25 protein-coding genes, 3 tRNA genes and 1 pseudogene are annotated in these 23,601 nt (G+C 73.1%); 23 read left to right on the top strand and 6 right to left on the bottom strand.

Annotation, left to right across the window (positions count from 1 at the left end; all coding sequences use genetic code 11):
* The 6 genes and pseudogenes from FH609_RS26610 to FH609_RS26585 all read left to right on the top strand — a co-directional run.
* A pseudogene (locus tag FH609_RS26610) lies at positions 1–146 on the top strand (ATP-binding protein); the annotation flags it as partial.
* Between the two features lie 184 nt (positions 147–330).
* Positions 331–1,113, top strand: coding sequence for a fumarylacetoacetate hydrolase family protein (locus FH609_RS26605; RefSeq protein ID WP_139672595.1), 783 nt, complete (start codon positions 331–333; stop codon positions 1,111–1,113).
* A complete protein-coding gene (gene gltX, locus FH609_RS26600) occupies positions 1,106–2,581 on the top strand; it encodes a glutamate--tRNA ligase (RefSeq protein WP_139672598.1) in 1,476 nt (491 codons plus the stop codon). Before FH609_RS26605 ends, gltX begins: the two co-directional genes overlap by 8 nt.
* 148 nt (positions 2,582–2,729) lie before the next feature.
* Positions 2,730–2,801, top strand: a tRNA-Gln gene (locus FH609_RS26595).
* Positions 2,802–2,834: 33 nt separating this feature from the next.
* A tRNA-Glu gene (locus tag FH609_RS26590) sits at positions 2,835–2,907 on the top strand.
* 29 nt (positions 2,908–2,936) lie between these two features.
* Positions 2,937–3,009 (top strand) — tRNA-Glu (locus FH609_RS26585).
* A 62-nt stretch (positions 3,010–3,071) separates the two neighbouring features.
* Here the strand turns inward: FH609_RS26585 and FH609_RS26580 are convergent.
* Positions 3,072–3,743: a MerR family transcriptional regulator gene (locus FH609_RS26580; RefSeq protein ID WP_139672601.1), complete on the bottom strand. Its 672-nt coding sequence runs from the start codon at positions 3,741–3,743 to the stop codon at positions 3,072–3,074.
* Between the two features lie 199 nt (positions 3,744–3,942).
* On the opposite strand from FH609_RS26580, the gene FH609_RS26575 reads away from it, so the two are divergent.
* A complete protein-coding gene (locus FH609_RS26575) occupies positions 3,943–4,455 on the top strand; it encodes a DUF4188 domain-containing protein (protein ID WP_193318063.1) in 513 nt (170 codons plus the stop codon).
* A gap of 31 nt (positions 4,456–4,486) precedes the next feature.
* On the opposite strand, the gene FH609_RS26570 is transcribed toward FH609_RS26575, so the two are convergent.
* A complete protein-coding gene (locus FH609_RS26570; protein ID WP_139672603.1) occupies positions 4,487–5,215 on the bottom strand; it encodes an IclR family transcriptional regulator in 729 nt (242 codons plus the stop codon).
* Between the two features lie 161 nt (positions 5,216–5,376).
* Here FH609_RS26570 and leuC point away from each other — a divergent pair, with 161 nt between their 5' ends.
* From leuC to FH609_RS26545, 5 genes are all read left to right on the top strand, one after another.
* Entirely contained in the window at positions 5,377–6,801 is a 1,425-nt protein-coding gene (gene leuC / locus FH609_RS26565) for a 3-isopropylmalate dehydratase large subunit (RefSeq protein ID WP_139672606.1), read from the top strand.
* Between the two features lie 3 nt (positions 6,802–6,804).
* Positions 6,805–7,398 (top strand): 3-isopropylmalate dehydratase small subunit, encoded by a 594-nt coding sequence (gene leuD, locus FH609_RS26560; RefSeq protein ID WP_139672609.1) that lies wholly within the window; start codon positions 6,805–6,807, stop codon positions 7,396–7,398.
* Between the two features lie 125 nt (positions 7,399–7,523).
* On the top strand, positions 7,524–7,775 hold the full coding sequence (locus FH609_RS26555; RefSeq protein WP_139672612.1) for a hypothetical protein: 252 nt from the start codon (positions 7,524–7,526) through the stop codon (positions 7,773–7,775).
* 126 nt (positions 7,776–7,901) lie between these two features.
* On the top strand, positions 7,902–8,486 hold the full coding sequence (locus tag FH609_RS26550; protein WP_139672614.1) for an HU family DNA-binding protein: 585 nt from the start codon (positions 7,902–7,904) through the stop codon (positions 8,484–8,486).
* Positions 8,487–8,623: 137 nt separating this feature from the next.
* Positions 8,624–8,827 carry a hypothetical protein gene (locus FH609_RS26545; protein WP_122185502.1) on the top strand — a complete coding sequence of 68 codons (204 nt, stop codon included), beginning with the start codon at positions 8,624–8,626 and terminating at the stop codon, positions 8,825–8,827.
* Here the strand turns inward: FH609_RS26545 and cofC are convergent.
* Positions 8,799–9,527, bottom strand: coding sequence for a 2-phospho-L-lactate guanylyltransferase (gene cofC / locus FH609_RS26540; RefSeq protein ID WP_226961966.1), 729 nt, complete (start codon positions 9,525–9,527; stop codon positions 8,799–8,801). The two genes, FH609_RS26545 and cofC, sit on opposite strands and share 29 nt — an antisense overlap.
* Before the next feature lie 229 nt (positions 9,528–9,756).
* Here cofC and FH609_RS26535 point away from each other — a divergent pair, with 229 nt between their 5' ends.
* The 3 genes from FH609_RS26535 to FH609_RS26525 are packed head-to-tail and all read left to right on the top strand — an operon-like array spanning position 9,757 to position 12,717.
* Positions 9,757–10,530 carry a lysophospholipid acyltransferase family protein gene (locus FH609_RS26535; RefSeq protein ID WP_139672620.1) on the top strand — a complete coding sequence of 258 codons (774 nt, stop codon included), beginning with the start codon at positions 9,757–9,759 and terminating at the stop codon, positions 10,528–10,530.
* Positions 10,527–11,528, top strand: a complete 1,002-nt coding sequence (locus tag FH609_RS26530) for an NAD(P)H-dependent glycerol-3-phosphate dehydrogenase (RefSeq protein WP_139672623.1) — start codon at positions 10,527–10,529, stop codon at positions 11,526–11,528. Before FH609_RS26535 ends, FH609_RS26530 begins: the two co-directional genes overlap by 4 nt.
* A gap of 34 nt (positions 11,529–11,562) precedes the next feature.
* Positions 11,563–12,717, top strand: a complete 1,155-nt coding sequence (locus tag FH609_RS26525) for a D-alanine--D-alanine ligase family protein (protein ID WP_139672626.1) — start codon at positions 11,563–11,565, stop codon at positions 12,715–12,717.
* Positions 12,718–12,749: 32 nt separating this feature from the next.
* Here FH609_RS26525 and FH609_RS26520 read toward each other — a convergent pair whose 3' ends face one another.
* A complete protein-coding gene (locus FH609_RS26520) occupies positions 12,750–13,319 on the bottom strand; it encodes a DUF3515 domain-containing protein (RefSeq protein ID WP_226961965.1) in 570 nt (189 codons plus the stop codon).
* Between the two features lie 35 nt (positions 13,320–13,354).
* Positions 13,355–13,588, bottom strand: a complete 234-nt coding sequence (locus FH609_RS26515) for an Lrp/AsnC family transcriptional regulator (protein ID WP_122185497.1) — start codon at positions 13,586–13,588, stop codon at positions 13,355–13,357.
* A gap of 137 nt (positions 13,589–13,725) precedes the next feature.
* Between FH609_RS26515 and FH609_RS26510 the strand changes: the two genes are divergently transcribed.
* Positions 13,726–14,715, top strand: coding sequence for a thiamine-phosphate kinase (locus tag FH609_RS26510; protein WP_139672628.1), 990 nt, complete (start codon positions 13,726–13,728; stop codon positions 14,713–14,715).
* Between the two features lie 27 nt (positions 14,716–14,742).
* Positions 14,743–15,528 carry a bifunctional hydroxymethylpyrimidine kinase/phosphomethylpyrimidine kinase gene (gene thiD / locus FH609_RS26505; RefSeq protein ID WP_139672630.1) on the top strand — a complete coding sequence of 262 codons (786 nt, stop codon included), beginning with the start codon at positions 14,743–14,745 and terminating at the stop codon, positions 15,526–15,528.
* Between the two features lie 395 nt (positions 15,529–15,923).
* Here thiD and rpmB read toward each other — a convergent pair whose 3' ends face one another.
* Positions 15,924–16,109, bottom strand: coding sequence for a 50S ribosomal protein L28 (gene rpmB / locus FH609_RS26500; protein WP_122185494.1), 186 nt, complete (start codon positions 16,107–16,109; stop codon positions 15,924–15,926).
* A gap of 249 nt (positions 16,110–16,358) precedes the next feature.
* On the opposite strand from rpmB, the gene FH609_RS26495 reads away from it, so the two are divergent.
* From FH609_RS26495 to FH609_RS26470, 6 genes are all read left to right on the top strand, one after another.
* On the top strand, positions 16,359–18,035 hold the full coding sequence (locus tag FH609_RS26495) for a DAK2 domain-containing protein (protein ID WP_139672632.1): 1,677 nt from the start codon (positions 16,359–16,361) through the stop codon (positions 18,033–18,035).
* 40 nt (positions 18,036–18,075) lie between these two features.
* Complete coding sequence (gene recG / locus FH609_RS26490) at positions 18,076–20,331, top strand: ATP-dependent DNA helicase RecG (protein ID WP_139672635.1); 2,256 nt, start codon at positions 18,076–18,078, stop codon at positions 20,329–20,331.
* A 184-nt stretch (positions 20,332–20,515) separates the two neighbouring features.
* Positions 20,516–21,001 (top strand): DUF6227 family protein, encoded by a 486-nt coding sequence (locus FH609_RS26485; RefSeq protein ID WP_139672638.1) that lies wholly within the window; start codon positions 20,516–20,518, stop codon positions 20,999–21,001.
* A 126-nt stretch (positions 21,002–21,127) separates the two neighbouring features.
* Positions 21,128–21,772, top strand: coding sequence for a 16S rRNA (guanine(966)-N(2))-methyltransferase RsmD (gene rsmD, locus FH609_RS26480; protein WP_139672641.1), 645 nt, complete (start codon positions 21,128–21,130; stop codon positions 21,770–21,772).
* A gap of 26 nt (positions 21,773–21,798) precedes the next feature.
* The gene (gene coaD, locus FH609_RS26475) at positions 21,799–22,278 is read left to right on the top strand and encodes a pantetheine-phosphate adenylyltransferase (RefSeq protein ID WP_193318064.1); all 480 of its coding nucleotides are present in this window, start codon (positions 21,799–21,801) and stop codon (positions 22,276–22,278) included.
* 82 nt (positions 22,279–22,360) lie between these two features.
* The gene (locus FH609_RS26470) at positions 22,361–23,452 is read left to right on the top strand and encodes a cell division initiation protein (RefSeq protein ID WP_139672648.1); all 1,092 of its coding nucleotides are present in this window, start codon (positions 22,361–22,363) and stop codon (positions 23,450–23,452) included.
* Positions 23,453–23,601 lie beyond the last annotated feature (149 nt).

Below are 23,601 nucleotides of genomic sequence, written 5' to 3'. Positions count from 1 at the left end.
AGCCGTACTCTCCGGAGGAGGTGCGGGAGGCGTTGCAGATCGGTCCTGACGCGCCGATCATCACGACCGACGCGCGGCATCGCGCGGAGGCGAAGAGCGCGTTGATCACCCTCGTCGAACACGCCCTCATGGCCCGCCTGCGCTGAGCCGCCGCGCGGCCGCACGCTCCGCCACCTCCCTCGTTCCCCCGCCTCCCGAACGCGCGGTTCGGGAGGCGCCGTCCTCGTCGCGCCCGCCGGTGTCCTAGGCTGGGGCCCGCAGGTTTCCGGGCGCGAGCCGGGCTCGGCCGGGCCGCGCCACTCCGAGCAGGCCAGTGAGGGACTACCCAGCGTGCGCATCGCCAGATTCTCCATCGACGGCACCGTCGGATTCGGTGTGGTGGAGGGGGAGCCGACCGACGAGAACGGGCTCCAGCTCGACATCATCAAGGGCCATCCGTTCGCCGAGTTCGAACGCTCCGGCCACCGCGTCCCGCTGAGCGAGGTCAGGCTCCTGCCGCCGGTGCTCCCCAGCAAGGTGGTGGCCATCGGCCGCAACTACGCCGAGCACGCGCGGGAGCTGGGCAACGAGGTCCCCGACGTTCCCGTCACCTTCTTCAAGCCGTCCACCTCGGTCATCGGCACCGGCGACGAGATCCGCTACCCCTCGATCTCCTCCGACGTCCACCACGAGGCCGAGTTGGCCGTGGTCATCGGCCGGCTCTGCCGCGACGTGCCCAGGGAGCGTGCCCGCGAGGTGATCCTCGGCTACACCTGCGCCAACGACCTGACCGCGCGCGACGTTCAGCAGCGCGAGAAGCAGTGGGCCAGGGCGAAGGGCTTCGACACGGCCTGCCCGCTCGGCCCCTGGATCGAGACCCAGCTCGACCCCGAGGACCTGGCCATCATGTGCACGGTCAACGGCGAGCAGCGACAGTTGGGGCGCACCAGCGAGATGGTGCGCTCGGTGGAGGATCTGATTGTGCACATCACGGAGTCGATGACCCTGCTGCCGCAGGACGTCATTCTCACCGGAACCCCGGCCGGCGTCGGCCCCGTGCGGGTCGGCGACGAGGTCGCCGTCAGCATCGAGGGCATCGGCACCCTGACCAACAAGGTGGTGCGCCGTGACTGAGGTCAGGGTCCGCTTCTGTCCCTCGCCGACCGGCGACCCGCACGTCGGGCTGGTCCGCACCGCCCTGTTCAACTGGGCGTTCGCCCGCCACCACGGCGGCACCCTGGTGCTGCGCATCGAGGACACCGACGCAGCGCGGGACTCCGAGGATTCCTACCGCGCGCTGCTGGACTCGCTGCGCTGGCTGGGCCTCGACTGGGACGAGGGCCCCGAGGTCGGCGGCCCGCACGCGCCCTACCGGCAGTCGCAGCGGATGGAGATCTACGCCGACGTCGCCACGAAGCTGCTGGCCGCCGGGCACGCCTACCACTGCTACTGCACGCCCGAGGAGTTGGCGACCCGCCGCGAGGCCGCCAGGGCCGCCGGCCGGCCCTCCGGCTACGACGGCGCCTGCCGCACGCTGAGCGAGGAGCAGGCCGCCGCCTACCGCGCCGAGGGCCGCGAGCCGATCGTCCGGTTCCGGATGCCGGACACCGAGATCGGCTTCACCGACCTGGTGCGGGGCGAGCTGACCTTCGCCCCGGAGAACGTCACCGACTACGGCATCGTCCGCGCGAACGGCGCCCCGCTGTACACCCTGGTCAACCCGGTCGACGACGCGCTGATGGGCATCACCCACGTGCTGCGCGGCGAGGACCTGCTCTCCTCCACGCCCCGGCAGATCGCGCTCTACCGCGCGTTGGCCGAGATCGGCGTGGGCTCCGGCGCGGTGCCCGCCTTCGGCCATCTGCCCTATGTGATGGGCGAGGGCAACAAGAAGCTCTCCAAGCGCGACCCGCAGTCCTCGCTCAACCGCTACCGCGAGGCCGGATTCCTGCCCGAGGGGCTGCTCAACTACCTTGCCCTGCTGGGCTGGTCGCTCGCCGAGGACCGGGACGTCTTCGGCCTGGACGAGCTGGTCGCCGCCTTCGACATCGCCGCGGTCAACGCCAACCCGGCGCGCTTCGACCTCAAGAAGTGCGAGGCGATCAACGCCACCCACATCAGGGAACGGCTCACCGTCGAGCAGTTCGTCGAGGTCTGCCAGCCCTGGCTGCGCGCCCCGCACGCGCCCTGGCGCCCCGAGGACTACGACCCGGCGGCGTTCGCCGCGCTGGCCCCGCTGGCGCAGACGCGGGTCACGGTGCTCTCCGACATCACGGCCAACGTGGACTTCCTGTTCCTGCCGGAGCCGGCCATCGACGAGGCGTCCTGGGCCAAGGCGATGAAGCCGGGTGCCGACGCGGTGCTGGCCAGCATCGCGAAGGGGCTGGCCGAGCTGGACTCCTGGACGGCCGAGCCGCTGAAGGAGGCCGTCCTGGCCGCCGGGGAGGCGCACGGGCTCAAGCTGGGCAAGGCGCAGGCCCCGCTGCGGGTGGCGGTCACCGGGCGCACGGTAGGGCTGCCGCTCTTCGAGTCGCTCGAGGTCCTGGGCCGGGAGCGCACCCTGGCCCGGGTCGACGCCGCCCTGGGCCGGCTGGCGGGCTGACCACGGACGGGGGACGGAGCCCGCGAGGCCCATCTCGTTTTGGTGCACCGTCCCCCATCGGGTAGTGTTCTTTCTGCCGCTGAGGGGCTCAACACCCCGAACAACAGCGGTCACCCAAGCAAAACCCCCGGTCGGGGTTGCGTTTTGGTGGGCTATGGTGTAATTGGCAGCACGACTGATTCTGGTTCAGTTAGTCTAGGTTCGAGTCCTGGTAGCCCAGCGCGATCTTGTATCAAGCACTTCGCAAGATCATGCCCCCGTTGTGTAGCGGCCTAGCACGCTGCCCTCTCAAGGCAGTAGCGCCGGTTCGAATCCGGTCGGGGGTACGGAGATCCTTCCGGGGATCTCTGCGGGAGCCCCCGTTGTGTAGCGGCCTAGCACGCTGCCCTCTCAAGGCAGTAGCGCCGGTTCGAATCCGGTCGGGGGTACATGATCCACCAGCGGCCTTCCGCCCCAAGGGGCGGGAGGCCGCTCGGCGTTGTGCGTCCCTTCAGTCCGAGGCGCGGGGCGCGTCCTCCCGGGGAAGGGCGTCCTCGCGCAGGCGGCGGGTGGCCTGCTCGGCGTGGGCCAGCCGGCGCAGGCTCAGCAGCACCGGCTCGTAGAGCACGGTGAGCGCCACGGCTGCCTCCAACTGCGTGGTGGGCGCGGCGAACTTGTCGATCAGCGCCAGCTCGTGCTCGGCCAGCCGCTCGGCCAGCTTGCCGTAGGGCAACAGCGCCTCGCCGTCGCAGGGATAGCCCAGCCGCAGCAGGGCGCTGACGGCGGAGACCAGCGCCTGGTGCGCCGGGTTCTCCGGGACGACGCGCCAGCCGAGCCGCTCCTGCACCTCTCTGGCCACCAGGTCGGCCGTGACCGCCTCCGCGTCGTCCGGTGCGGGCGCCGGCAGCACCTGGGGGAGGGCGGCGACGGCCGTGCCCATCCGGGAGACCTGGTCGAGCGAGGCGTCGTCGACGGCGGCCAACACCGCGCGGGCGTCGGCCACCGAGATCCCACCGACCTGGATCAGCGCCCTGATCAGCGTCAGTCGCCGCAGGTGCTCCTCGTCGTAGTCGGCCTGGGTGCTGGTGATCCGCCTCCCGGGGTGCAGCAGCCCTTCGCGCAGATAGAACTTGATCGTCGCCGTCGACATCCCGCTGCGCCTGCTCAGCTCCGAGAGCCGCATTCGTACACCCCTTGCGCGATCGGTGGGAGAGTGGCACTATCTAAGCATGGATAGTGATGCTATCCAATGTGGGGTCGGCGCCGTTCACGGTGCCGCGACCGGCGCGTTCCGTTCCGCGTCGCTCGCTCTTCTCGCCGCCGTGGTGGGGGAGTTGGGCCGCGTCGGGCGGGCGGCCACGAGAGAAGGGGAGGTGTGTGCCATGGCGGCGACGATCGCGCGCGAGCGGATGACGGCCCGGGTCGACGAGCAGCTGGTGGTGTTTCTGGTGGGGATGCGGATCACCCGCTTCTGGCGGGTCCGCGAGTGGTGGCCGGTCTTCCGTGCCATGCCCGCGATGCTGCGGGAGCTGTCCCGCGAGCGGGAGCGCGGGATGTTGGGCTATCGGCTGTGCCTGAGCCCGGTCAGGGAGATCTTCGTGGTGCAGTACTGGTCGGGCCTGGAGCCGCTGTTGGCCTACGCCTCGGACTCGGACGGGGAGCACCGGCCGGCCTGGGCCGAGTTGAACCGCCGGCTGAGATCCGGCTCCCGGATCGGCTTCTGGCACGAGACCTTTGTGGTTCCGGCCGGCTCGGCGGAGTCCGTCTATCTGAACATGCCGCCCGTGGGGCTGGGCGCGGCCACGGAGTTGATACCCGTGGCCGGGCGTGGGGACCGGCTGCGGCAGCGTCTGGGGCGCCCGGCGGACCAGGGCGCCTCGGAGGCACGGGGCTGAGCGCGCGCCGGGCCGCCTCCGAGGAGCGGCCTCAGCCGGTGGTGCCGCGCTTGAGCGCCTCGGTGAGGCGGCCGGCCGCCTCCAGGAGCGCCTGGGCGTGCATCCGGCCCGGGTGCCGGGTCAGTCGCTCGATGGGGCCGGAGACGGAGACGGCGGCTACCACGCGGTTGGACGGGCCGCGCACGGGCGCGGAGACGGAGGCAACGCCCGGCTCCCGTTCGCCGATGGACTGGGCCCAGCCGCGCCGGCGCACCCCGGAGAGCGCGGTCGCCGTGAAGCGGGCGCCCTGGAGGCCGTGGTGCAGCCGCTCCGGCTCCTCCCAGGCGAGCAGGATCTGGGCGGCGGAGCCGGCCTTCATGGGCAGCGTGGAACCGACGGGCACGGTGTCGCGCAGCCCGGAGAGCCGCTCGGCGGCGGCCACACAGATCCGGCGGTCGCCCTGGCGCCGGTAGAGTTGGGCACTTTCGCCCGTCACGTCGCGTAGCTGTGTCAACACGGGCCCGGCGGTGGCCAGCAGCCGGTCCTCGCCGGCGGCGGCCGCCAACTCGGCGAGCCGGGGCCCGAGCACGAAGCGGCCCTGCATGTCACGGGCCAGCAGCCGGTGGTACTCCAGCGCCACGGCCATCCGGTGCGCGGTCGGCCGGGCCAGCCCCGTCGCCGCGACCAGCCCCGCCAGGGTGGCGGGACCGGACTCCAGGGCGCCCAGGACCAGGGCCGCCTTGTCGAGGACGCCCACTCCGCTGCTTTCCGAACTGTCCATGCAACGATACTCGCGTCTCACAGTGTGAAACGCAAGTTCAAATTTCCGGCGGACGCGCCACTCTTGGTGAGGTGCTCGGCGTCGCGCGCCGGGCAGGCCACCGTCCGCGCTCGGGGGAGCGGACGGCGGAGCGGATCGGCGGCAAGCCCGGAGGGAATGCGATGGGACGGACACTGGCGGAGAAGGTTTGGGACGACCATGTCGTCCGGCGGGTGGAGGGTGAGCCCGACCTGCTCTATATCGACCTCCACCTGCTGCACGAGGTCACCAGCCCGCAGGCCTTCGACGGGCTGCGCAAGAGCGGGAGGCGGGTGCGTCGGACGGATCTGACGATCGCCACCGAGGACCACAACACCCCGACGTTGGACATCGACAAGCCCATCGCGGACCCGGTCTCCCGCACCCAGCTGGAGACCCTCAGGAAGAACTGCGTCGAGTTCGGCGTCCGGCTGCACTCGCTGGGCGACGCCGAGCAGGGCGTGGTCCATGTCGTGGGCCCGCAACTGGGGTTGACCCAGCCGGGCACCACCGTGGTGTGTGGCGACAGCCACACCTCCACCCACGGCGCGTTCGGCGCGCTGGCCTTCGGGATCGGCACCAGCCAGGTCGAGCACGTGCTGGCCACCCAGACGTTGCCCATGGCCCCGTTCCGGACCATGGCGGTCACCGTCACCGGCGAACTGCCGGCGGGCGTGACGGCCAAGGACCTCATCCTGGCGATCATCGCCAGGATCGGCACCGGCGGCGGCCAGGGCTATGTCATCGAATACCGGGGCGAGGCCATCGAGAAGCTCTCGATGGAGGCCCGGATGACCATCTGCAACATGTCGATCGAGGCCGGCGCCCGCGCCGGCATGATCGCCCCGGACGAGACCACCTTCGCCTACCTCAGGGGCCGTGACCACGCGCCCCGGGGCGAGGACTGGGACGCGGCCGTCGAGTACTGGCGGACGCTGCGCACCGACGAGGACGCGGTCTTCGACCACGAGGTCGTCATCGACGCGGCCACGCTGGCCCCGTTCGTCACCTGGGGCACCAACCCCGGCCAGGGCGCGCCCCTGTCGGAGGCGGTGCCGGACCCGGCGTCCTTCGACGACCCCACCGACCGGGTCGCGGCCGAGAAGGCCCTGGAGTACATGGGCCTGGCCCCGGGCCAGCGGCTGCGGGAGATCGCCGTGGACACCGTCTTCGTCGGCTCCTGCACCAACGGCCGGATCGAGGATCTGCGCTCGGCCGCCGAGGTGTTGCGCGGCCGGCGGATCGCCGACGGCGTGCGGATGCTGGTCGTTCCCGGCTCCGTCCGCGTCGCGCTCCAGGCCGTCGAGGAGGGCCTGGACAAGGTCTTCACCGCCGCCGGCGCCGAGTGGCGGCACGCGGGCTGCTCGATGTGTCTGGGCATGAACCCGGACCAGCTCTCCCCCGGGGAGCGCTGCGCCTCCACCTCCAACCGCAACTTCGAGGGCCGGCAGGGCAAGGGCGGCCGCACGCACCTGGTCTCCCCCCAGGTCGCCGCCGCCACCGCCCTCACCGGCCGCCTCGCCTCGCCCGCCGACCTGGCCGACGTTCCCACCCTCGCGGAGGTCTGATCCATGGAAGCCTTCACCACCCACACCGGCCGGGCGGTTCCGCTGCGCCGTTCCAATGTGGACACCGACCAGATCATCCCGGCGCACTGGCTGAAGAAGGTCACCCGCGACGGGTTCGAGGACGGCCTCTTCGAGTCCTGGCGCAGGGACCCGGAGTTCGTGCTCAACCAGGAGGCGTACCGGGGCGCCACGGTGCTGGTCGCCGGGCCCGACTTCGGCACCGGCTCCTCGCGTGAACACGCCGTCTGGGCCCTACAGAACTACGGCTTCAAGGCGGTGATCTCCCCCCGCTTCGCCGACATCTTCCGGGGCAACTCCCTGAAGAACGGCCTGTTGACGGTCGTGCTGCCGCAGTCGACGGTCGAGGCGCTGTGGGATCTGGTCGAGCGCGAGCCCAACACCGAGGTGACCGTGGACCTGGTGACCCGCACGGTCACCGCCCCGGGGATCGAGGCCGATTTCGACCTTGACGAGAACGCTCGCTGGCGCCTGTTGGAGGGCCTGGACGACATCTCCCTCACCCTGCGCCACGAGGGCGACATCGCCGACTTCGAGAGCCGACGCCCCGTCTACAAGCCGCGCACACAGGCAGTCTGACGTTCCGTCAGCGATCGCGCCCCCGCAGGTTTGACCTGCGGGGGCGCACCCGTGTTGGCAGGCGCGACACGGGCGTTGGGGGGCTTAGGGGGCGATAACCGGCCCAAGGTGGCACAATCGGCCGCATGGAACGCGACGGTCAACTCGAACTCTACGACCGCGTCGCCGCTCGACTGAAGGACGCGCACCGGACGGTGCGGGATCTGCAAGTTCCCGAGGACGTACGGCAGGCCCTGGCTCACAAGCTGCTGGTCATCACGGCGGCGACCAAGCGGGATCTGCCCGGTGCGGCCCGTCGGCTGGAGCGGTTGATGGCGGACGTGGACCAGGGTCGACTGCCCTCGGATCGCACCGGCGGCCATGACGGAACTCCGTGATGGGTCGAGTTCGTTGCGACACAAGGGTGATTCGCCCGTTTCGCGTTTGATTTGCGGAATATATCTGCCTAACGTGCGAAAAAGCTTGAACACATTCGTTCCAGCAATGCCTGCGAAGGGGAAGACGTGAACAAGGCGCAACTCGTAGAAGCGATTGCGGACAAGCTCGGCGGTCGTCAGCAGGCGGCCGACGCCGTCGATATCGTGCTCGACGCCATCATCCGCTCGGTCGTCTCGGGTGAGCGGGTTTCGGTCACCGGCTTCGGTTCGTTCGAGAAGGTCGACCGGCCGGCCCGCTACGCGCGCAACCCGCAGACCGGCGAGCGGGTTCGGGTCAAGAAGACCTCGGTGCCTCGCTTCCGCGCGGGCCAGGGCTTCAAGGACCTGGTCTCGGGGACGAAGAAGCTCCCGAAGAACGACGTCGCGGTGAAGAAGGCCCCCAAGGGCAGCCTCTCCGGCGGCACCACCACAAAGAAGGCGGCGACCAAGAAGGCCGCCGCCAAGAAGGCCACCGCCAAGCGGACCTCGGCGGCGAAGAAGACGACCGGTCGCGGCGCGGCGGCCAAGAAGTCCTCCGCCAAGAAGGCCACCACGAAGAAGGCCACCGCCAAGAAGGCTCCGGCCAAGAAGACGACCGCGAAGAAGGCTCCGGCCAAGCGGGCATCGTCCCGTGCGACCACCGCCAAGAAGGCCACCTCGCGCCGCAGGTGACGGCCCCGCACGATCGCCCGCGGGCCGGACTCCCCTCATCGGAGCCCGGCCCGCAGCTGTTTTTCGGGGCGGCCGCTCCGCACCCGGCGCTCGCGGGCGCCTGCCGGCGGCCGCCGGACAGCGGCTAGGCTCGGGCCATGCAGGCCACCGCATTCACCTTCGACCCGGAGACCCGCGCCGGCAGCGTGCTGCTCGACGACGGCACCCCGTTGGAGTTCGACGCCGCCGCCTTCGACGCCGGCGGCCTGCGGCTGCTGCGTCCGGGACAGCGGCTGCGGATCGAGGTCTCCGGCGAGGGAGACCGGCGCCGGGTCAGCTTTCTGACGCTCCAGACGTTCTGACGGCGTCCCTTCGACGCCCCGCCCCGCGCGTCCCGTCCGGGCCCTCCGGTCCCACCGGCGCGAACTTCCCGCGCAGCGCCGGGAGTTCGTCCAGACAGGCGGCCGTCGTCGGGCCGACGCCCAGCTCCAGCGCGGCCCGCAGATCGGCGGCCGTGTCCACGTCCCGCCGCACGCTCGGCACGCCGGTCGAGGGCAACTCCACGGCCCCGGAGGCGAGATGGCGCCGCCGCGAGGCGCCGCCGAAGGCGGGCTCCAGCGGAACGGAGGGCCGTGCCGCCAACAGCGTGGTGCCCACCCCGGCCGCGTCCGGCAGAAAGGCGCGCCGGTGGCGCCACGCCGCGCGCAGCACCCGCGTCAACTCGGCCGGCCGCAGCGCCGGCAGGTCGGCGTTGAGCGCCGCGACCGCCCGCCCCGGCAGGGCGGCGGCGCCGTGCTCCAGCGCCGCGTTCAACCCGGCGTCCGGCAGGTCGGGAACGATCCGGGCGCCCAGGGCGGCGAGGTGACGCGCGGCCGTCGGATCGTTCGTGACAACCACCACATTCCGCACCGCCGAGGCGGCCAGCGCGGCGGCCACCGTGTCCTTCGCGAAGGCCAGGGCGAGGGTGCGCCGCTCGGCGTCGGCCACCGCGTCGGCCAGCCGGCTCTTCGCCGCGCCGAGCGGCTTCAGGGGGACGACGAGCCCCCACTCACTGTCGCGCACCGCGTCATTCTCCTCTCGTGCCCGCGTTCCGGAGCGAGCCGGGCCGCGCGGGTGCGGCGCCCGGGGCCGCACACGCGTGCGGTACGGCGGCGCCACGCGGACTAGGGTGCCGGGTGAGGGTGGTGGCGCGGCGGCGATGCGCTGGACAGGCCCAGGACCCACGGCCACACTTGGGCGGCCGTCCGCAGCGGGCCGCGTCGGAACAGTGCAAGAGGGAGATGGTGACCGAGTGTCTCGCCGCAGAATCGGCTTCTGGTACCGATTCGCAGCATTTCTGGTAAAACCGGTGCTGCGGATCTTCTTCAAGCGGGACTGGCGGGGAATGGGCCACATTCCGGCCGACGGAGGATTCATCACGGTGGTGAATCACAACTCGTATCTCGATCCGCTCTCCTATGCGCACTACCAGTACAACACCGGCCGGGTGCCACGATTCCTGGCCAAGAACGCCCTGTTCCAGCATGGTCTGGTCGGCCGCTTCATGCGGGGCACCCACCAGATCCCGGTCTACCGCGAGACCACCGACGCGGCCGACGCCTACCGGGCCGCCGTCACGGCCGTGCGCGAGGGAGAGTGCGTCGCATTCTATCCCGAGGGCACCCTCACCAGGGACCCGAACCTGTGGCCCATGGAGGGCAAGACGGGCGCCGCGCGGGTCGCGATGGCGACCAGGGCCCCCGTGATCCCCGTTGCCCAGTGGGGCGCGCACGAGGCGATGCCGCCCTACGCCAAGGAGCGGCGGCTGCGGCTCTTTCCGCGTAGGACACTGGTGGTGGTCGCCGGCGCACCGGTGGACCTCAGCGAGTTCTACGACCGCGAGCCGAGCGTCGAGCTGCTGCGCGAGGTGACCGACCGCATCATGGACGCCATCACCGCGCTGCTCGCCGAGATCCGTCAGGAGACGCCGCCGGCCAGGCGTTTCGTCTACCGCAGGGCGCCGGGCCAGCCGCCGGTCCAGCCGAGCCCGCCCGTGAGCCCGCCCGACAAGGAGAAGGCCGAGTGACACACGCCGCCGTCTACGGCAGCGGTTCCTGGGGGACCGCGTTCGCCATGATCCTGGCCGATGCCGGCTGCCAGGTGACGCTCTGGGCACGCCGGGAGGACGTCGTGGCGTCCATCAACTCCGAACGTGCCAATCCGGACTACGCGCCCGGCCTCCGGCTGCCGAGCGGGGTGCGCGCCACCACCGACCCCGCCGAGGCGGCCGAGGGCGCCGAGTTCACCGTGCTGTGCGTGCCCTCCCAGACGCTGCGCGAGAACCTCGCCCGCTGGTCGAGGGTGCTGGCCAGCGACACGGTGCTCGTCTCCCTCATGAAGGGCGTGGAGTTGGGGACGGCCAAGCGGATGAGCGAGGTGATCGAGGAGGTCGCCGGCGTCGGCCCGGAACGGGTCGCCGTGCTCTCCGGGCCCAACCTCTCGGGCGAGATCGCCCAACGCCAGCCGGCCGCCGCCGTGGTCGCCTGCCGCGACGAGTCCGTGGCCCGCCGCCTCCAGTCCGCCTGCCACACCCCGTACTTCCGGCCCTACACCAACACGGACGTGGTCGGCTGCGAACTCGGCGGTGCCGTCAAGAACGTGATCGCGCTGGCCGTGGGCATCGCCGACGGGATGGGCCTGGGCGACAACACCAAGGCGTCGCTGATGACCAGGGGACTGGCCGAGACCTCCCGGCTCGGGCTCGCGATGGGCGCCGACCCCAAGACGTTCGCCGGCCTCGCCGGCATGGGCGACCTGATCGCCACCTGCTCGTCGCCGCTGTCCCGCAACAACACCTTCGGCACCAACCTCGGGCGCGGCATGACGGTCGAGGAGACCATCGCCGTCACCCGGCAGACCGCCGAGGGCGTCAAGTCCTGCCGCTCCGTGCTGGATCTGGCGCACCGTCACGGCGTGGAGATGCCGATCACGGAGACCGTCGTCGGCATCGTGCACGAGGGCACCTCGCCCCGGGTCGCGGTCAAGGAACTGATGTCGCGAACCGCCAAGGCCGAGCACCGCTGACGACCGCCATCACGTTAGGTAACCTGCGAGAGTGATGAGCAGCGAGTCCTCTTCCCCCGTCCGTTCCGAGCGCAGCAAGCCGCGTGTGGCCGTGGTCTTCGGCGGCCGCAGCTCCGAACACGCCATCTCCGTCGTGACGGCGGGCGCCGTGCTGCGGGCCATCGACCGGTCCCGTTACGACGTGTTGCCCATCGGCATCACGCTGGACGGGCGTTGGGCGCTGACCGCCGACGAGCCCGAGCGGATGGCGATCGCCAACCGGACGCTGCCCAGCGTCGAGGGCATCGCCGAGCCGGGCGGCGGCGGGGTGATGCTGCCCGTTGACCCGGGGCGGCGCGAAGTGGTCTACGCCGAGCCGGGATCGGTGCCCAAGGACCTCGGCGAGGTCGACGTGGTGCTGCCCGTGCTGCATGGCCCCTACGGCGAGGACGGCACCCTCCAGGGCCTGCTGGAGATGTCCGGGGTGCCCTATGTCGGGGCCGGGGTGCTCTCCTCGGCGATCGGCATGGACAAGGAGTACATGAAGCGGGTCTTCACCTCCTTCGGCCTGGCCGTCGGCCCCTATCTGGTGGTCAGGCCCCGCGAGTGGGCCGCCGACCGGGCCGGCGCGCTGGCCCGGATCGAGGCGTTCGCCGGCGAGCACGGCTGGCCGGTCTTCGTGAAGCCGGCGCGGGCCGGCTCCTCGATGGGCATCAGCCGGGTCACCGGGCCCGAGGAGCTGGCCGAGGCGATCGAGGAGGCGCGACGCCACGACCCGAAGGTCGTCGTCGAGGCGCAGCTGGTGGGGCGCGAGATCGAGTGCGGCGTGCTGGAGTTCGAGGACGGGCCGCGCGCCAGCCTGCCGGCGGAGATCCCGCCCGTCTCCAGCCACGCCTTCTACGACTTCGAGGCCAAGTACATCGACTCGGCCGAGGGCCTGGTGCCCGCCCCGCTCACCGAGGAGCAGACGGCCGAGGTCCGGCGGCTCGCCGTCGAGGCCTTCGAGGCCGCCTCCTGCGAGGGGCTGGTGCGCGCCGACTTCTTCCTGCTGGAGAACGGCGAGTTCGTCATCAACGAGATCAACACGATGCCGGGGTTCACCCCCATCTCGATGTTCCCCCGGATGTGGGAGGCGACGGGCGTCAGTTACCCGGAGCTGATCGACCTGCTGATCCAGGCCGCCCTGCGCCGGCCCACCGGGCTGCGGTAGCGGCCCGGCCGCCACGTTCGGTGGCGGCACGTTCAGTGGTGGTGCTCGTGGCCCTCGGCGTCACCGTCGTCGGTGCCTTCGTCGTCCGGCCGGTACAGCTCGTCCAGCGGTATGTGCCGGTCGATCGGCGCGGCCACGTCCAGCAGCGGGTTGACCTCGGGCGCGTAGTCGTCCGGCACGGTCATCTCCACCCACACCGTTCGCTCGGTGGTGGTGAACCGCTTGCCGCCCGAGACCTCCTCCAGCAGCCAGGACACCTCGTTGACGCCCACGATGTCGGCGTGCGTCGGGTCGTACTCCCCGCTGTCCGCGTCGAGTTGGGCCGGCTCGGGCACGCCGCAGCGCAGCACGATGCCCGGCGAACCCCAGACGGCCGCATACGGGGTCTCCTCGTCCAACGCCCGGCGCTCCTGGCCGTCCACCACGTCCGGCAGCTCGTCCGCCAGCGCCCGGCAGGCCGCGGCGGCCTCGCCGCTCGGCGCCGGCACCTCCACGTCGGGCGTCCCGGCGGCCGACGAGCAGGCGGCCAGCGTCAGCACGACGCCCACGCCCAGGCCGACGGCGCGAACGGTCGGCAGGGCGCGGCGTACGGTGGGGGTCACGCGGCGGACGGTCACGCCGGGAGCATAACCAAGCGCTACAGATGGACCACCGGGCAGGTCAGGGTGCGGGTGATCCCCGGCACCCGCTGCACCTCGGCCACCACCAGCCGGCCCAGTTCGTCCACGGTGCCGGCCTCCGCGCGGACGATGACGTCATAAGGCCCGGTGACGTCCTCGGCCTGGATGACACCCGGGATCTTGGAGATCACATCGGCCACGGTGGACGCCTTGCCCACCTCGGTCTGGATCAGGATGTATGCCTGCACCACGGGTCCTCCACAGCGGCTACGAGGATCGGGGGCGCTACCGTAGCGCGTCATGACCTGCGCCGGGAGACAGCGTTCGGCGTCGGTCGGGCGGATCGAGGCACCGGTCGGCGCACACAGAGCATGAGGAGAGGCTTCACGTGAAGGGCAGTGTGGGGGCGCTCGGGGAGTTCGGGCTGATCCGGGAGTTGACCTCCCGGATCAGCGGGACCCCGGCGGTACGGCTTGGCCCGGGGGACGACGCCGCTGTGGTCGCGGCACCCGACCGACGCGTGGTCGCCAGCACCGACATCCTGGTCGAGGGCCGCCACTTCCGCCGTGACTGGTCCACCGCCTACGACGTGGGGCGCAAGGCGGCCGCGCAGAACCTCGCCGACATCGCCGCCATGGGGGCCACACCGAGCGCCGTGCTGCTGGGACTTGTGGTGCCGGCCGAGCTTCCGGCGACCTGGCCCGTCGAGTTGATGGACGGCATCCGCGACGAGTGCCAGGTCGCGGGCGCCGGGGTCGCCGGCGGGGACGTGGTGCGGGGCGAGACGGTGATCGTCTCCATCACCGCGCTGGGGGACCTCGCCGGCCGGGAGCCGGTCACCAGGACGGGGGCCAGGCCGGGCGATCTGGTCGCCGTCACGGGCTGGTTGGGGTGGTCGGCCGCCGGGCACGCGGTGCTCTCCCGGGGGTTCCGTTCCCCCCGCGCCTTCGTCGAGGCGCACCGCAGGCCCGAGCCGCCCTACCCGGCCGGGCCCGCCGGCGCCGCCCTCGGTGCGACCTCGATGACCGACGTCAGCGACGGGCTGATCGCCGACCTGGGCCACATCGCGCAGGGCAGCAAGGTGCGGATCGACATCCGCTCGGCCGCCCTGGACATGCCGGCGCAGCTGAACGACATCGGGCAGGCCGTCGGCGTCGACCCGCTCCAGTGGGTCCTCACCGGCGGCGAGGACCACGCGATCGTCGCCACGTTCCCGCCGGAGACCAAGCTCCCGGCGCGCTGGCGGGTGATCGGCGAGGTGCTGCCCACCCGGGGACGGGGCGCGCCGGCGGCGCCGGGCGGTGCGGCGCCGCCCCGGGTCACGGTGGACGGGGCGCCCTGGGAGAAGGCCGGCGGCTGGGACCACTTCGCCGGCTGAACAGGGGCGTTGAGTAGGGTCGTGGCCATGGAGACGCCCCCCTGTGTGCTCACCGTCGCCGGCTCGGACTCGGGCGGCGGCGCCGGAATCCAGGCCGACCTCAAGACCATGTTGGCCCTGGGCACCCACGGGATGAGCGTGATCACCGCCGTCACCGCGCAGAACTCGCTGGGCGTGGACGGCTTCTGGGAGTTGCCGACGGAGGCGGTGCGGGCGCAGTTCCGCGCCGTGGTGGACGACATCGGCGCCCGCGCCGTCAAGACGGGGATGCTGGCGAGCGCCGAACTGGTCGAGACCGTCGCCGAGTTGCTGACCACGGTGGACGCGCCGGTGGTGGTCGACCCGGTGGGCGTCTCCAAGCACGGCGACGCGCTGCTGGCGCCGGAGGCGCTCGCGGTGGTGCGCGAACGGCTGCTGCCCGTCGCGACCGTCGTCACGCCGAACCTGGCGGAAATCGCCCAGCTGACGGGCGTGCGCGTCACCGAGGAGGCGGACCTGCCCCGGGCGGCGGAGGCGCTGCTGGCGCTGGGGCCGCGCTGGGCGCTGGTCAAGGGCGGGCACCTGGCGGGGGAGGCCGTCGACCTGCTCACCGACGGCTCACACGAGCACTGGCTGCGCGCGCCGCGCCACGACAACCGGCACACGCACGGGACGGGTTGCACCCTCGCCTCCGCGATCGCCGCGCGGCTGGCGCACGGCGACGCGCTGCCGGCGGCGGTGGCGGCGGCCAAGGCGTACGTCACCGGAGCGATCGAGGCCGGGTTCCCGCTGGGCGCGGGCATCGGGCCGGTGCGCCACGGGTTCCGGATCTGAACCGGGGGAGCGCGGGGGTGTCGCGCGGGGCGCGCGGCCGGCCGGTGGGGGCGTGCGTGGCGCGCACCGGCTTCGCAGGCGCACGCCGGCGGAGGCGTGACGCCATGCCGGCAGCAGGAGGCCCAGCCATGGAACGAACCGTTCACTTTCCGACGGGCGCCAGAAGAGACCGCACAGCCGGGTGCCGGAGTCGACGGCGCGCGGACTACCGGCACAGCCCGCGCGACCGGCCTCCCGCCGGCCGGCGGGAGGCCGGTCGCGCCGCTCGCTCGGCGCCCCGACCCGCGCGGCAAGCGCCCCCGCGTCCGCCGGCGCGCGGCGGACAGACCAAAAAGCCGGCTCACCGCGAGGTGAGCCGGCTCCTGCGGCCGGAAATCGGCGCGTACGCCGAAGGGTCAGCGCGTGACCTTGCCAGCCTTGATGCACGAGGTGCAGACGTTCAGGCGCTTCGGCGTCCCATTGATCACGGTACGCACCCGCTGGATGTTGGGGTTCCAACGGCGGGGCGTGCGGCGGTGCGAGTGGGAGATGCTGTTGCCGAAGCCCGGCCCCTTGCCGCAGACATCGCAGTTGGCAGCCACGGGTCACTCCAAAGACGGGTCAGCCCACGACAGGCGCGGGAGACAGAAACTTACGCGGAAAGCCGGGGCTTTGCGGCCCCGGAGAGTGCGCCCGACGCTCAACAGAGGGGCATCAGGCAACCGGGGCAGCATACCCCGGGCGTTCCCGATGGGCGAAATCGCCCCCGTGGGCGGAACGACCCCTGGCCCGGGCGGCCCGACCAGGGCATAAGCTGCACCCGCCGTTCACCCTAGCCCGGGAGGTTCCCCGTGCCGCAGCCGCTCGACGCAGGGGCGGTGTGTCGCTGGAGCCGGCTGGCCGTGCGCGCGCTGGGCGCGGCCCGCGAGGACATCGACGCCATCAACGTCTATCCCGTGCCCGACGGCGACACCGGCACCAACCTCTACCTCACCGTGGAGTCCGCGGCGCAGGCCGTGGCCGCCGCCGAGGCGGGCGAGCCCAGCCTGGGCGAGGCGGCGCGCGCGCTGGCGCACGGCGCGTTGATCGGCGCGCGCGGCAACTCGGGCACCATCCTCGCGCAACTCCTGCGCGGCATGGCCGACGTGTTCGCCGCCGAGCGCGAGCCCGCCACCCCCGCCACCCTGGCCGCCGCCCTCGACCGGGCCGCCGCCTCGGCCCGCCAGGCCGTGGCCCATCCCGTCGAGGGCACCATGCTGACCGTGGCCACGGCGGCGGCCGACGCCGCCGTCCTGGCCGCTGGGGAAGGCGCTCGGGAGGCCGCTCGGAAAGGCGCCGAGCCGCCGGCCGCCGGGCTGGCCGAGGTGCTCGCGGCGGCCCGCGAGGCCGCCAGGGCGGCGCTGGCCGCGACCACCGGGCAGCTGCCCCAACTCGCCGCCGCCGGCGTGGTGGACGCCGGCGGCAGCGGCCTGGTCACGGTGCTGGACGCGTTGGACGCCGCGCTCTTCGGCGGCCCGCCGGCCGACGCGCCCCGCGCCCGCCCGGTCCGCCCCGCCCAGCCGCTGCCGCACCCCGGCGAGGCCGGCGGCGGCTGCGCCGAGCCGGCGGCCGACGTCGGCTTCGAGGTGACCTATCTGCTGGACGCGGCCGACGAGGCGGTCCCCGCGCTGCGCGAACGGCTGGACGCGCTCGGCGACTCCCTGGTGGTGGTCGGCGGCGACGGCCTGTGGCACATCCACATCCACACCGACCAGGCCGGCCCCGCCGTCGAGGCCGGCATCGCCGCCGGCCGCCCGCACCGGGTGCGGATCACCGGGCTGGTGCCCGCTGTTCCGCCGCTCGCCGGCAGCCCGGAGGGCGGCCCGACCCACGGCCGCGCCGTGGTCGCCGTGCTCCCCGGCCCCGGCCTGGCCGGCCTGTGTGCCGAGGCCGGCGCGACCACGCTGACCGTGCGGCCGGGGGAGCGGCCGGGCGGCGGGGAGTTGGCGGCGGCGATCGCCGGCACCCGGGCCCGCGAGGTCGTGCTGCTGCCCAACGACAAGGAGCTGTGGCACGCGGCGGCCGCCGCCGCCGAGCAGGCCAGGGTGGCCGGCGCCCGGGTCGCCGTGATCCCCACCCGTTCCCCGGTCCAGGGCATCGCCGCGCTGGCCGTGCACACCCCGGAGCGGCGCTTCGACGAGGACGTGGTGGCGATGACGTCGGCGGCCGGCGCCACCCGGTTCGGCGAGGTGAGCGTGGCCGAACGCCAGGCGTGGACCATGGCCGGCGTCTGCCAGCGCGGCGACGTGCTGGGCCTGGTGGACGGCGATGTGGTGGTCATCGGCGGCGAACTCCCCGAGGTCGCCGGCCAGGTGCTGGAACGGATGCTGGCGGGCGGCGGCGAGCTGGTCACCCTGGTGCTCGGCGCCGACGCGCCCGCCGGGCTGGCCGACGGCCTGACGGAACGGCTCCGCCAGGGGCATCTGGGCGTCGACACCGTGGTCTGCGCGGGGCAGCAGTCGGCGCCCCTGCTGATCGGCGTGGAGTGAGCGGGCCGGTGCGGGGCGGCTGTCAGTGCCATGGTGTGCAATGGGCACCGTGACCGCGCCGCACGATCCCCTCGCCTCCGTCGTCGGCGGCACCACCGCGAAGGTGATGGCCGCCCACCTCGACCTGCACACGGTCGGTGACCTGCTCCACCACTTCCCCCGCCGGTACGCCGAGCGCGGGGAGCTGACCTCGCTGGGCGCGCTGCCCGTCGACGAGCACGTCACCGTGGTCGCCGAGATCGCCGACACCCGCAGCCGCCCGTTCAACCACGGGCGCGGGCTGCGCCTTGAGGTCACCCTCACGGACGGGCGTAGCCGGCTCAAGCTGGTCTTCTTCGGCCGCCGCGCGGTCCACCACCACGAGCGGGTGCTGGTCCCCGGGCGGCGCGGGATGTTCGCCGGCAAGGTCACCCGCTTCCAGCGGGACCTCCAACTCTCCCACCCCGCGTACGAGTTGATCGACGAGGAGAGCGAGGAGAGCGACGCCTCGGCCGTCGAGGAGTTCGCCGGCCGGCCGCTGCCGATCTACCCGGCCTGCAAGCAGCTGGAGTCCTGGCGGATCGCCAAGGCCGTCGGCCTGCTGCTGGACTCGCTGCACGCCACCGGCTGGAAGGGCGTGGACGACCCGCTCCCCGACGGCCTGCGGTCGCGGCGCGGGCTGCTCCCGCTGCCCGAGGCGTTCGAGAAGGCGCACCGCCCGCGCAGCCGCGCCGACATCGCCGCCGCCCGCTCCCGGCTGAAGTGGGACGAGGCGTTCGTCCTCCAGGTCGCCCTCGCCCGCCGCCGCCGCTCGGGCGCCCAGCTGCCCGCCAGCCCGCGCACGCCGGCGGCCGACGGGCTGCTGACCGCGTTCGACGGGCGGCTGCCGTTCGCGCTGACCGACGGGCAGCGGCGGGTCAGCGAGGAGATCCTCGCCGACCTGGCCGCCGAGCACCCGATGCACCGGCTGCTCCAGGGCGAGGTCGGCAGCGGCAAGACGCTGGTCGCGCTGCGCGCCATGCTGGCCGTCGCCGACTCCGGCGGCCAGTCCGTGCTGCTGGCGCCCACCGAGGTGCTCGCCCAGCAGCACCACCGCTCGCTGCGCGAGATGCTGGGCCCGCTGGCCGAGGGCGGGCTGCTGGGCGGCGCCGAACGGGCCACCCGCGTCGCCCTGTTGACCGGCTCGATGGGCGCGAAGGCCCGCCGCGCCGCGCTGCTGGAGGCGGCCAGCGGCCAGGCCGGCATCGTGGTCGGCACCCACGCGCTGATCGAGGACACCGTCTCCTTCGCCGACCTGGGCCTGGTGGTGGTCGACGAGCAGCACCGCTTCGGCGTCCAGCAGCGGGACGCGCTGCGCGCCAAGGCCGAACGCCCGCCGCACCTGCTGGTGATGACGGCCACCCCCATCCCGCGCACCGTCGCCATGACGGTCTTCGGGGACCTGGAGACCTCCGTGCTCGACGAGCTGCCTCCCGGCCGCTCGCCGATCGCCAGCCATGTGGTGCCCGCCAGCGACAAGCCGCACTTCCTGGCCCGTGCCTGGGAGCGGGTCCGCGAGGAGGTCGCGGGCGGCCACCAGGCCTATGTGGTCTGCCCCCGGATCGGCGACGACGGTGAGAAGGCGGCGGACGGCCCCGCGCCCACGGAACGGACGGACGCCCAGGACCCGCAGGCCCCGCAGGACCCCGAAGCCGCCGAGCGCCGGCCCCCGTTGGCCGTGCTCGACGTGGCCGACGAGCTGGCCGGCGGCCCGCTGCGCGGCCTGCGGGTCGCGGTGCTCCACGGCCGGCTCGCGCCCGAGGAGAAGGACGAGGTGATGCGCCGCTTCGCCGCCGGCGAGGTGGACGTGCTGGTCGCCACCACGGTGATCGAGGTCGGGGTCAACGTCCCCAACGCCACCGTGATGGTGATCATGGACGCGGACCGGTTCGGCGTCTCCCAGCTCCACCAGCTGCGTGGCCGGGTCGGCCGGGGCGCGGCGCCCGGGCTGTGCCTGCTGGTCACCGACGCGATGGAGGGCGGCCCGGCCCGCGCCCGGCTGGACGCGGTCGCCGCGACCACGGACGGCTTCGAGCTGTCCCGGATCGACCTGGAGCAGCGCCGCGAGGGCGACGTGCTGGGCCGCGCCCAGTCCGGCGGCCGCAGCAGCCTGCGGATGCTGGCCGTGATCGCCGACGAGGACACCATCGCCGAGGCCCGCGACGAGGCGGTCGCGCTGGTCGACCAGGACCCGGAGCTGACCTCGGCCCCCGCCCTGCGGACGGCGCTCGACGCGCTGCTGGACGCCGAGCGCGAGGAGTTCCTGGAGAAGGGCTGAACCGAGGGGCCGAACGCGAACTAACCCCGCCCTTCGGCGCGTTGGACTGTCGACGGGTCGTGGCGAACGGCCGGTCGAGGCCCTTCGGCATGTTTTTCGGAAAACGCCACCCGGGTCACGGTCGGCGGTCTACCGTGTGTGCCCCGTCGCGCCCCGTCACCGCGCCATACCGGGAGGAACCCGCATGACCGAACAGCCAGCGGCCTCGGCCGACCCCCGCCCCGGCCCGGCCCCCGAGCCGGAAGCGCCGTGGCAGGGGTCGAGCCCCGCCGGGCCGCTCCCGGACGAGGCGTTCGTCCGGGCACTGGCTGCCGAGGGCCGGCCCGACGGGCGCCGCGCCTACCCGGGCCGGGACGCGGCCGACCACGCGCGGCGGTTACTGCGCCGCGCCGTCAACGCGGACCGCCCGGGCGACGACACCCGGCTGCTGCTGGCCATGGCCCTGGGGTACGACATCGTCCGGCTGGCCGAGCCGCGCGCCGGTTACGCCGGCCGGGGCTGGTGCTCGATCTACCAGCACGCGTTCCTGCTGCCCGACGGCGGCGAGGTCTGCCTCTACGAGCTGGAGCACGACCTCACCGACGACCGCCGGCTGGTGTGCGAGGTCTACGCCGACGAGGCCAGCGCCAGCCGCGCCGCCCGCCGCCGGGCCCTCCCACCCCGACCCTGACCGCCCCGGACCGCACCCGAGCGCCCGCCCCGGACCGCACCCGCCCACCTCTCCACCGGGTCCCGAGGCGCGCCGTATAGCGTGGACGTCACCACCGAAGGACGACCCAGCTGTGAGGACCCTCGAATGACCCGCGTGATCGCCGGCGCGGCCGGCGGCCGGCGGCTGGCCGTGCCACCGGGCCGGGGGACGCGGCCCACCTCGGACCGGGCGCGCGAGGGACTCTTCGCCACCTGGGGCTCGCTCTTCGGGTCCCTGGAGGGCGCCAGGGTCATCGACCTCTACGCCGGCTCCGGCGCCGTGGGGCTGGAGGCGCTCTCCCGGGGCGCCGCCCACGCCCTGCTCGTCGAACGCGACCCCAGGGCCGCCGCCACCGTCCAGGCCAACATCCGCGCCCTGGGCCTGCCCGGCGCCGAGGCCCGCACCGCGAAGGCGGAGCGCGTCGCCGCCACGGCCCCCGGCACCGCGCCCTACGACCTGGCGTTCCTCGACCCGCCCTACGCGGTGTCCGACGCCGAGGTCGCGCGTATCCTGGGCGACCTGCGAACCACCGGCTGGCTGGCCGACGGCGCCCTGGTCACCGTCGAACGACCCACCAGGGGCGGAGACTTCGCCTGGCCCCCCGGGTTCACCGCGCTGCGTTCCCGGCGCTACGGGGAGGGCACCCTCTGGTACGGCGGGCTCGCCCGCCACGAGGCCGCCGAAGATCCTAACGAGCATCCCGACGAACGCCCCGACGAACCCCCCAACGAAGAAGGTGACCGGCCCTGACCGGCCGGCCGAGCGAGGAGAGGCCGTTGCGCCGCGCAGTCTGTCCGGGGTCGTTCGACCCCATCACCCTGGGCCATCTCGACATCGTGGCACGCGCCGCCCAGCTGTACGACGTGGTCCATATCGCGGTGATGGTCAACAAGTCAAAGCAGGGCCTGTTCACCGTCGACGAACGCATCGCGCTCATCGAGGAGTCGCTCAGCGACCACGGCAACATCAAGGTCGAGTCGTTCCACGGCCTGCTCGTCGACTACTGCCGGCAGCGTGACATTCCGGCCATCGTCAAGGGCCTGCGCGCGGTCAGCGACTTCGACTACGAGCTTCAGATGGCCCAGATGAACAACGGGCTCACCGGCGTCGAGACGCTGTTCATGCCGACCAACCCGGCCTACAGCTTCCTCTCCTCCAGCCTGGTCAAGGAGGTCGCGGCCTGGGGCGGCGACGTCTCCCACCTGGTGCCGGAGCCCGTGCTGCGCGAGCTGAGGCGCAAGCTCGCGCGCCCCTGAGCGCGCCCGCGCGCCCCCGGCCGGCCGACCCGACCCGTGGACGGGTGCCGCCCGCACGCGAGTTGGCCGTACAGTCGCTTCCGTGGACGTACAGCGGAAACTCGACGAGATCGTCGCCACGGTGAGCAACGCCCGGGGAATGCCCATGTCGGCCTCGTGCGTCGTCAACCGGTCCGAGCTGCTCGCCGGCCTCGAAGAGGTGCGCGACGCGCTGCCCGGCTCCCTCGCCCAGGCCAGCCAGGTGCTCGGCGACCGCGAACAGGTGGTGGCCGAGGCCCGTCAGGAGGCCTCCCAGGTGTTGGACGCCGCGCGGGCCGAACGGGCGGCGCTGGTGGACCAGACCCAGATCGTCCAGCAGGCCAGGGCCGACGCCGCCCGCATCCTCGCGGAGGCCCGCGCCGAGGCCGACGAGATCAAGGTCCAGGCGGACGACTACGTGGACAGCAAGCTGGCCAACTTCGAGGTGGTCCTGGGCAAGACCATCGACTCGGTCGACCGGGGCCGCACCAAGCTGCTCGGTCCCGACCGGGGCAGCCCCGAGGAGCTGCTGAGCCAGGCCGACTCCTATGTGGAGGCCCAGTTCGGCGCCATCGAGGCCGTGCTGCGCAAGACCCTGGAGGCCGTCGGGCGCGGCCGCCAGAAGCTCACCGGCCACCGGCCCATCGACGAGCTGGCCGAGCACGTCGCCGCCCAGGAGGCGGCCGAGGCCGCCGACGGCGGAGCGCACACCGGGTACTTCGGCCAGGCCGAGGCCGAGCAGGATACCTACGAGTACCTCGGCGTTCCCCCGTCCCAACGGCCGGCCCCCGCCGCGCCGCCGCCCCCGGCCGAGGCCCCGGGGCCCGCCTCCTACGCGGCGACCGCCGGCTACCAGGACACCGGTTACCAGGAGGGCGCCTACGACCAGGGCGCCTACGCGCAGGGCGGCTACCAGCAGGACGGCTACGGCCAGCAGCCCTACGCCGCCGGCGGCTACGGAGCCGACGGCTACGACTACTCCCAGCAGCAGGCCGCCCAGCCGCCCGCCCTGCCGGCCCCCAGCGCCGCCGGCGGCCCCCCGCCGCAGCAGGGCTACGGCTACCAGGGCCAGGGCGCGCTCGACGAGACCAGCCTCTTCGACACCGGCATGATCGACCCACAGCAACTGCGCAACTACCAGCAGGGCCAGCCCTGATCACGGTCCGTACCGAGGGTCCTGGGCCAGGTGGGCGGGATTGGGAGCTGGCCGACCCGTGCCGTATGCTAGCCCTTCGGTTGTGAGCACCTTCGGTGGTCACGGCTGCCCGCTCGGCTCCACCATCCCGGAGCCGACACGCGCGGTCA

Source organism: Streptomyces sp. 3MP-14 (genome assembly GCF_006334905.2).
GTDB lineage: Bacteria > Actinomycetota > Actinomycetes > Streptomycetales > Streptomycetaceae > Streptomyces > Streptomyces triticirhizae.
This window is presented reverse-complemented; position numbering and strand designations above follow the sequence as displayed.

Bases quoted from the DNA above. Each gene is read 5' to 3' on its own strand.
- FH609_RS26580 (WP_139672601.1), bottom strand. From the start codon at position 3,743: ATGCGGCTCTCGGAGCTGAGCAGGCGCAGCGGGATGTCGACGGCGACG.
- recG (WP_139672635.1), top strand. From the start codon at position 18,076: ATGGGCACCGTGACCGCGCCGCACGATCCCCTCGCCTCCGTCGTCGGC.
- leuD (WP_139672609.1), top strand. From the start codon at position 6,805: ATGGAAGCCTTCACCACCCACACCGGCCGGGCGGTTCCGCTGCGCCGT.
- FH609_RS26570 (WP_139672603.1), bottom strand. From the start codon at position 5,215: ATGGACAGTTCGGAAAGCAGCGGAGTGGGCGTCCTCGACAAGGCGGCC.
- FH609_RS26555 (WP_139672612.1), top strand. From the start codon at position 7,524: ATGGAACGCGACGGTCAACTCGAACTCTACGACCGCGTCGCCGCTCGA.
- thiD (WP_139672630.1), top strand. From the start codon at position 14,743: ATGGAGACGCCCCCCTGTGTGCTCACCGTCGCCGGCTCGGACTCGGGC.
- leuC (WP_139672606.1), top strand. From the start codon at position 5,377: ATGGGACGGACACTGGCGGAGAAGGTTTGGGACGACCATGTCGTCCGG.
- rsmD (WP_139672641.1), top strand. From the start codon at position 21,128: ATGACCCGCGTGATCGCCGGCGCGGCCGGCGGCCGGCGGCTGGCCGTG.
- FH609_RS26545 (WP_122185502.1), top strand. From the start codon at position 8,624: ATGCAGGCCACCGCATTCACCTTCGACCCGGAGACCCGCGCCGGCAGC.
- FH609_RS26525 (WP_139672626.1), top strand. From the start codon at position 11,563: ATGAGCAGCGAGTCCTCTTCCCCCGTCCGTTCCGAGCGCAGCAAGCCG.
- FH609_RS26485 (WP_139672638.1), top strand. From the start codon at position 20,516: ATGACCGAACAGCCAGCGGCCTCGGCCGACCCCCGCCCCGGCCCGGCC.
- FH609_RS26575 (WP_193318063.1), top strand. From the start codon at position 3,943: ATGGCGGCGACGATCGCGCGCGAGCGGATGACGGCCCGGGTCGACGAG.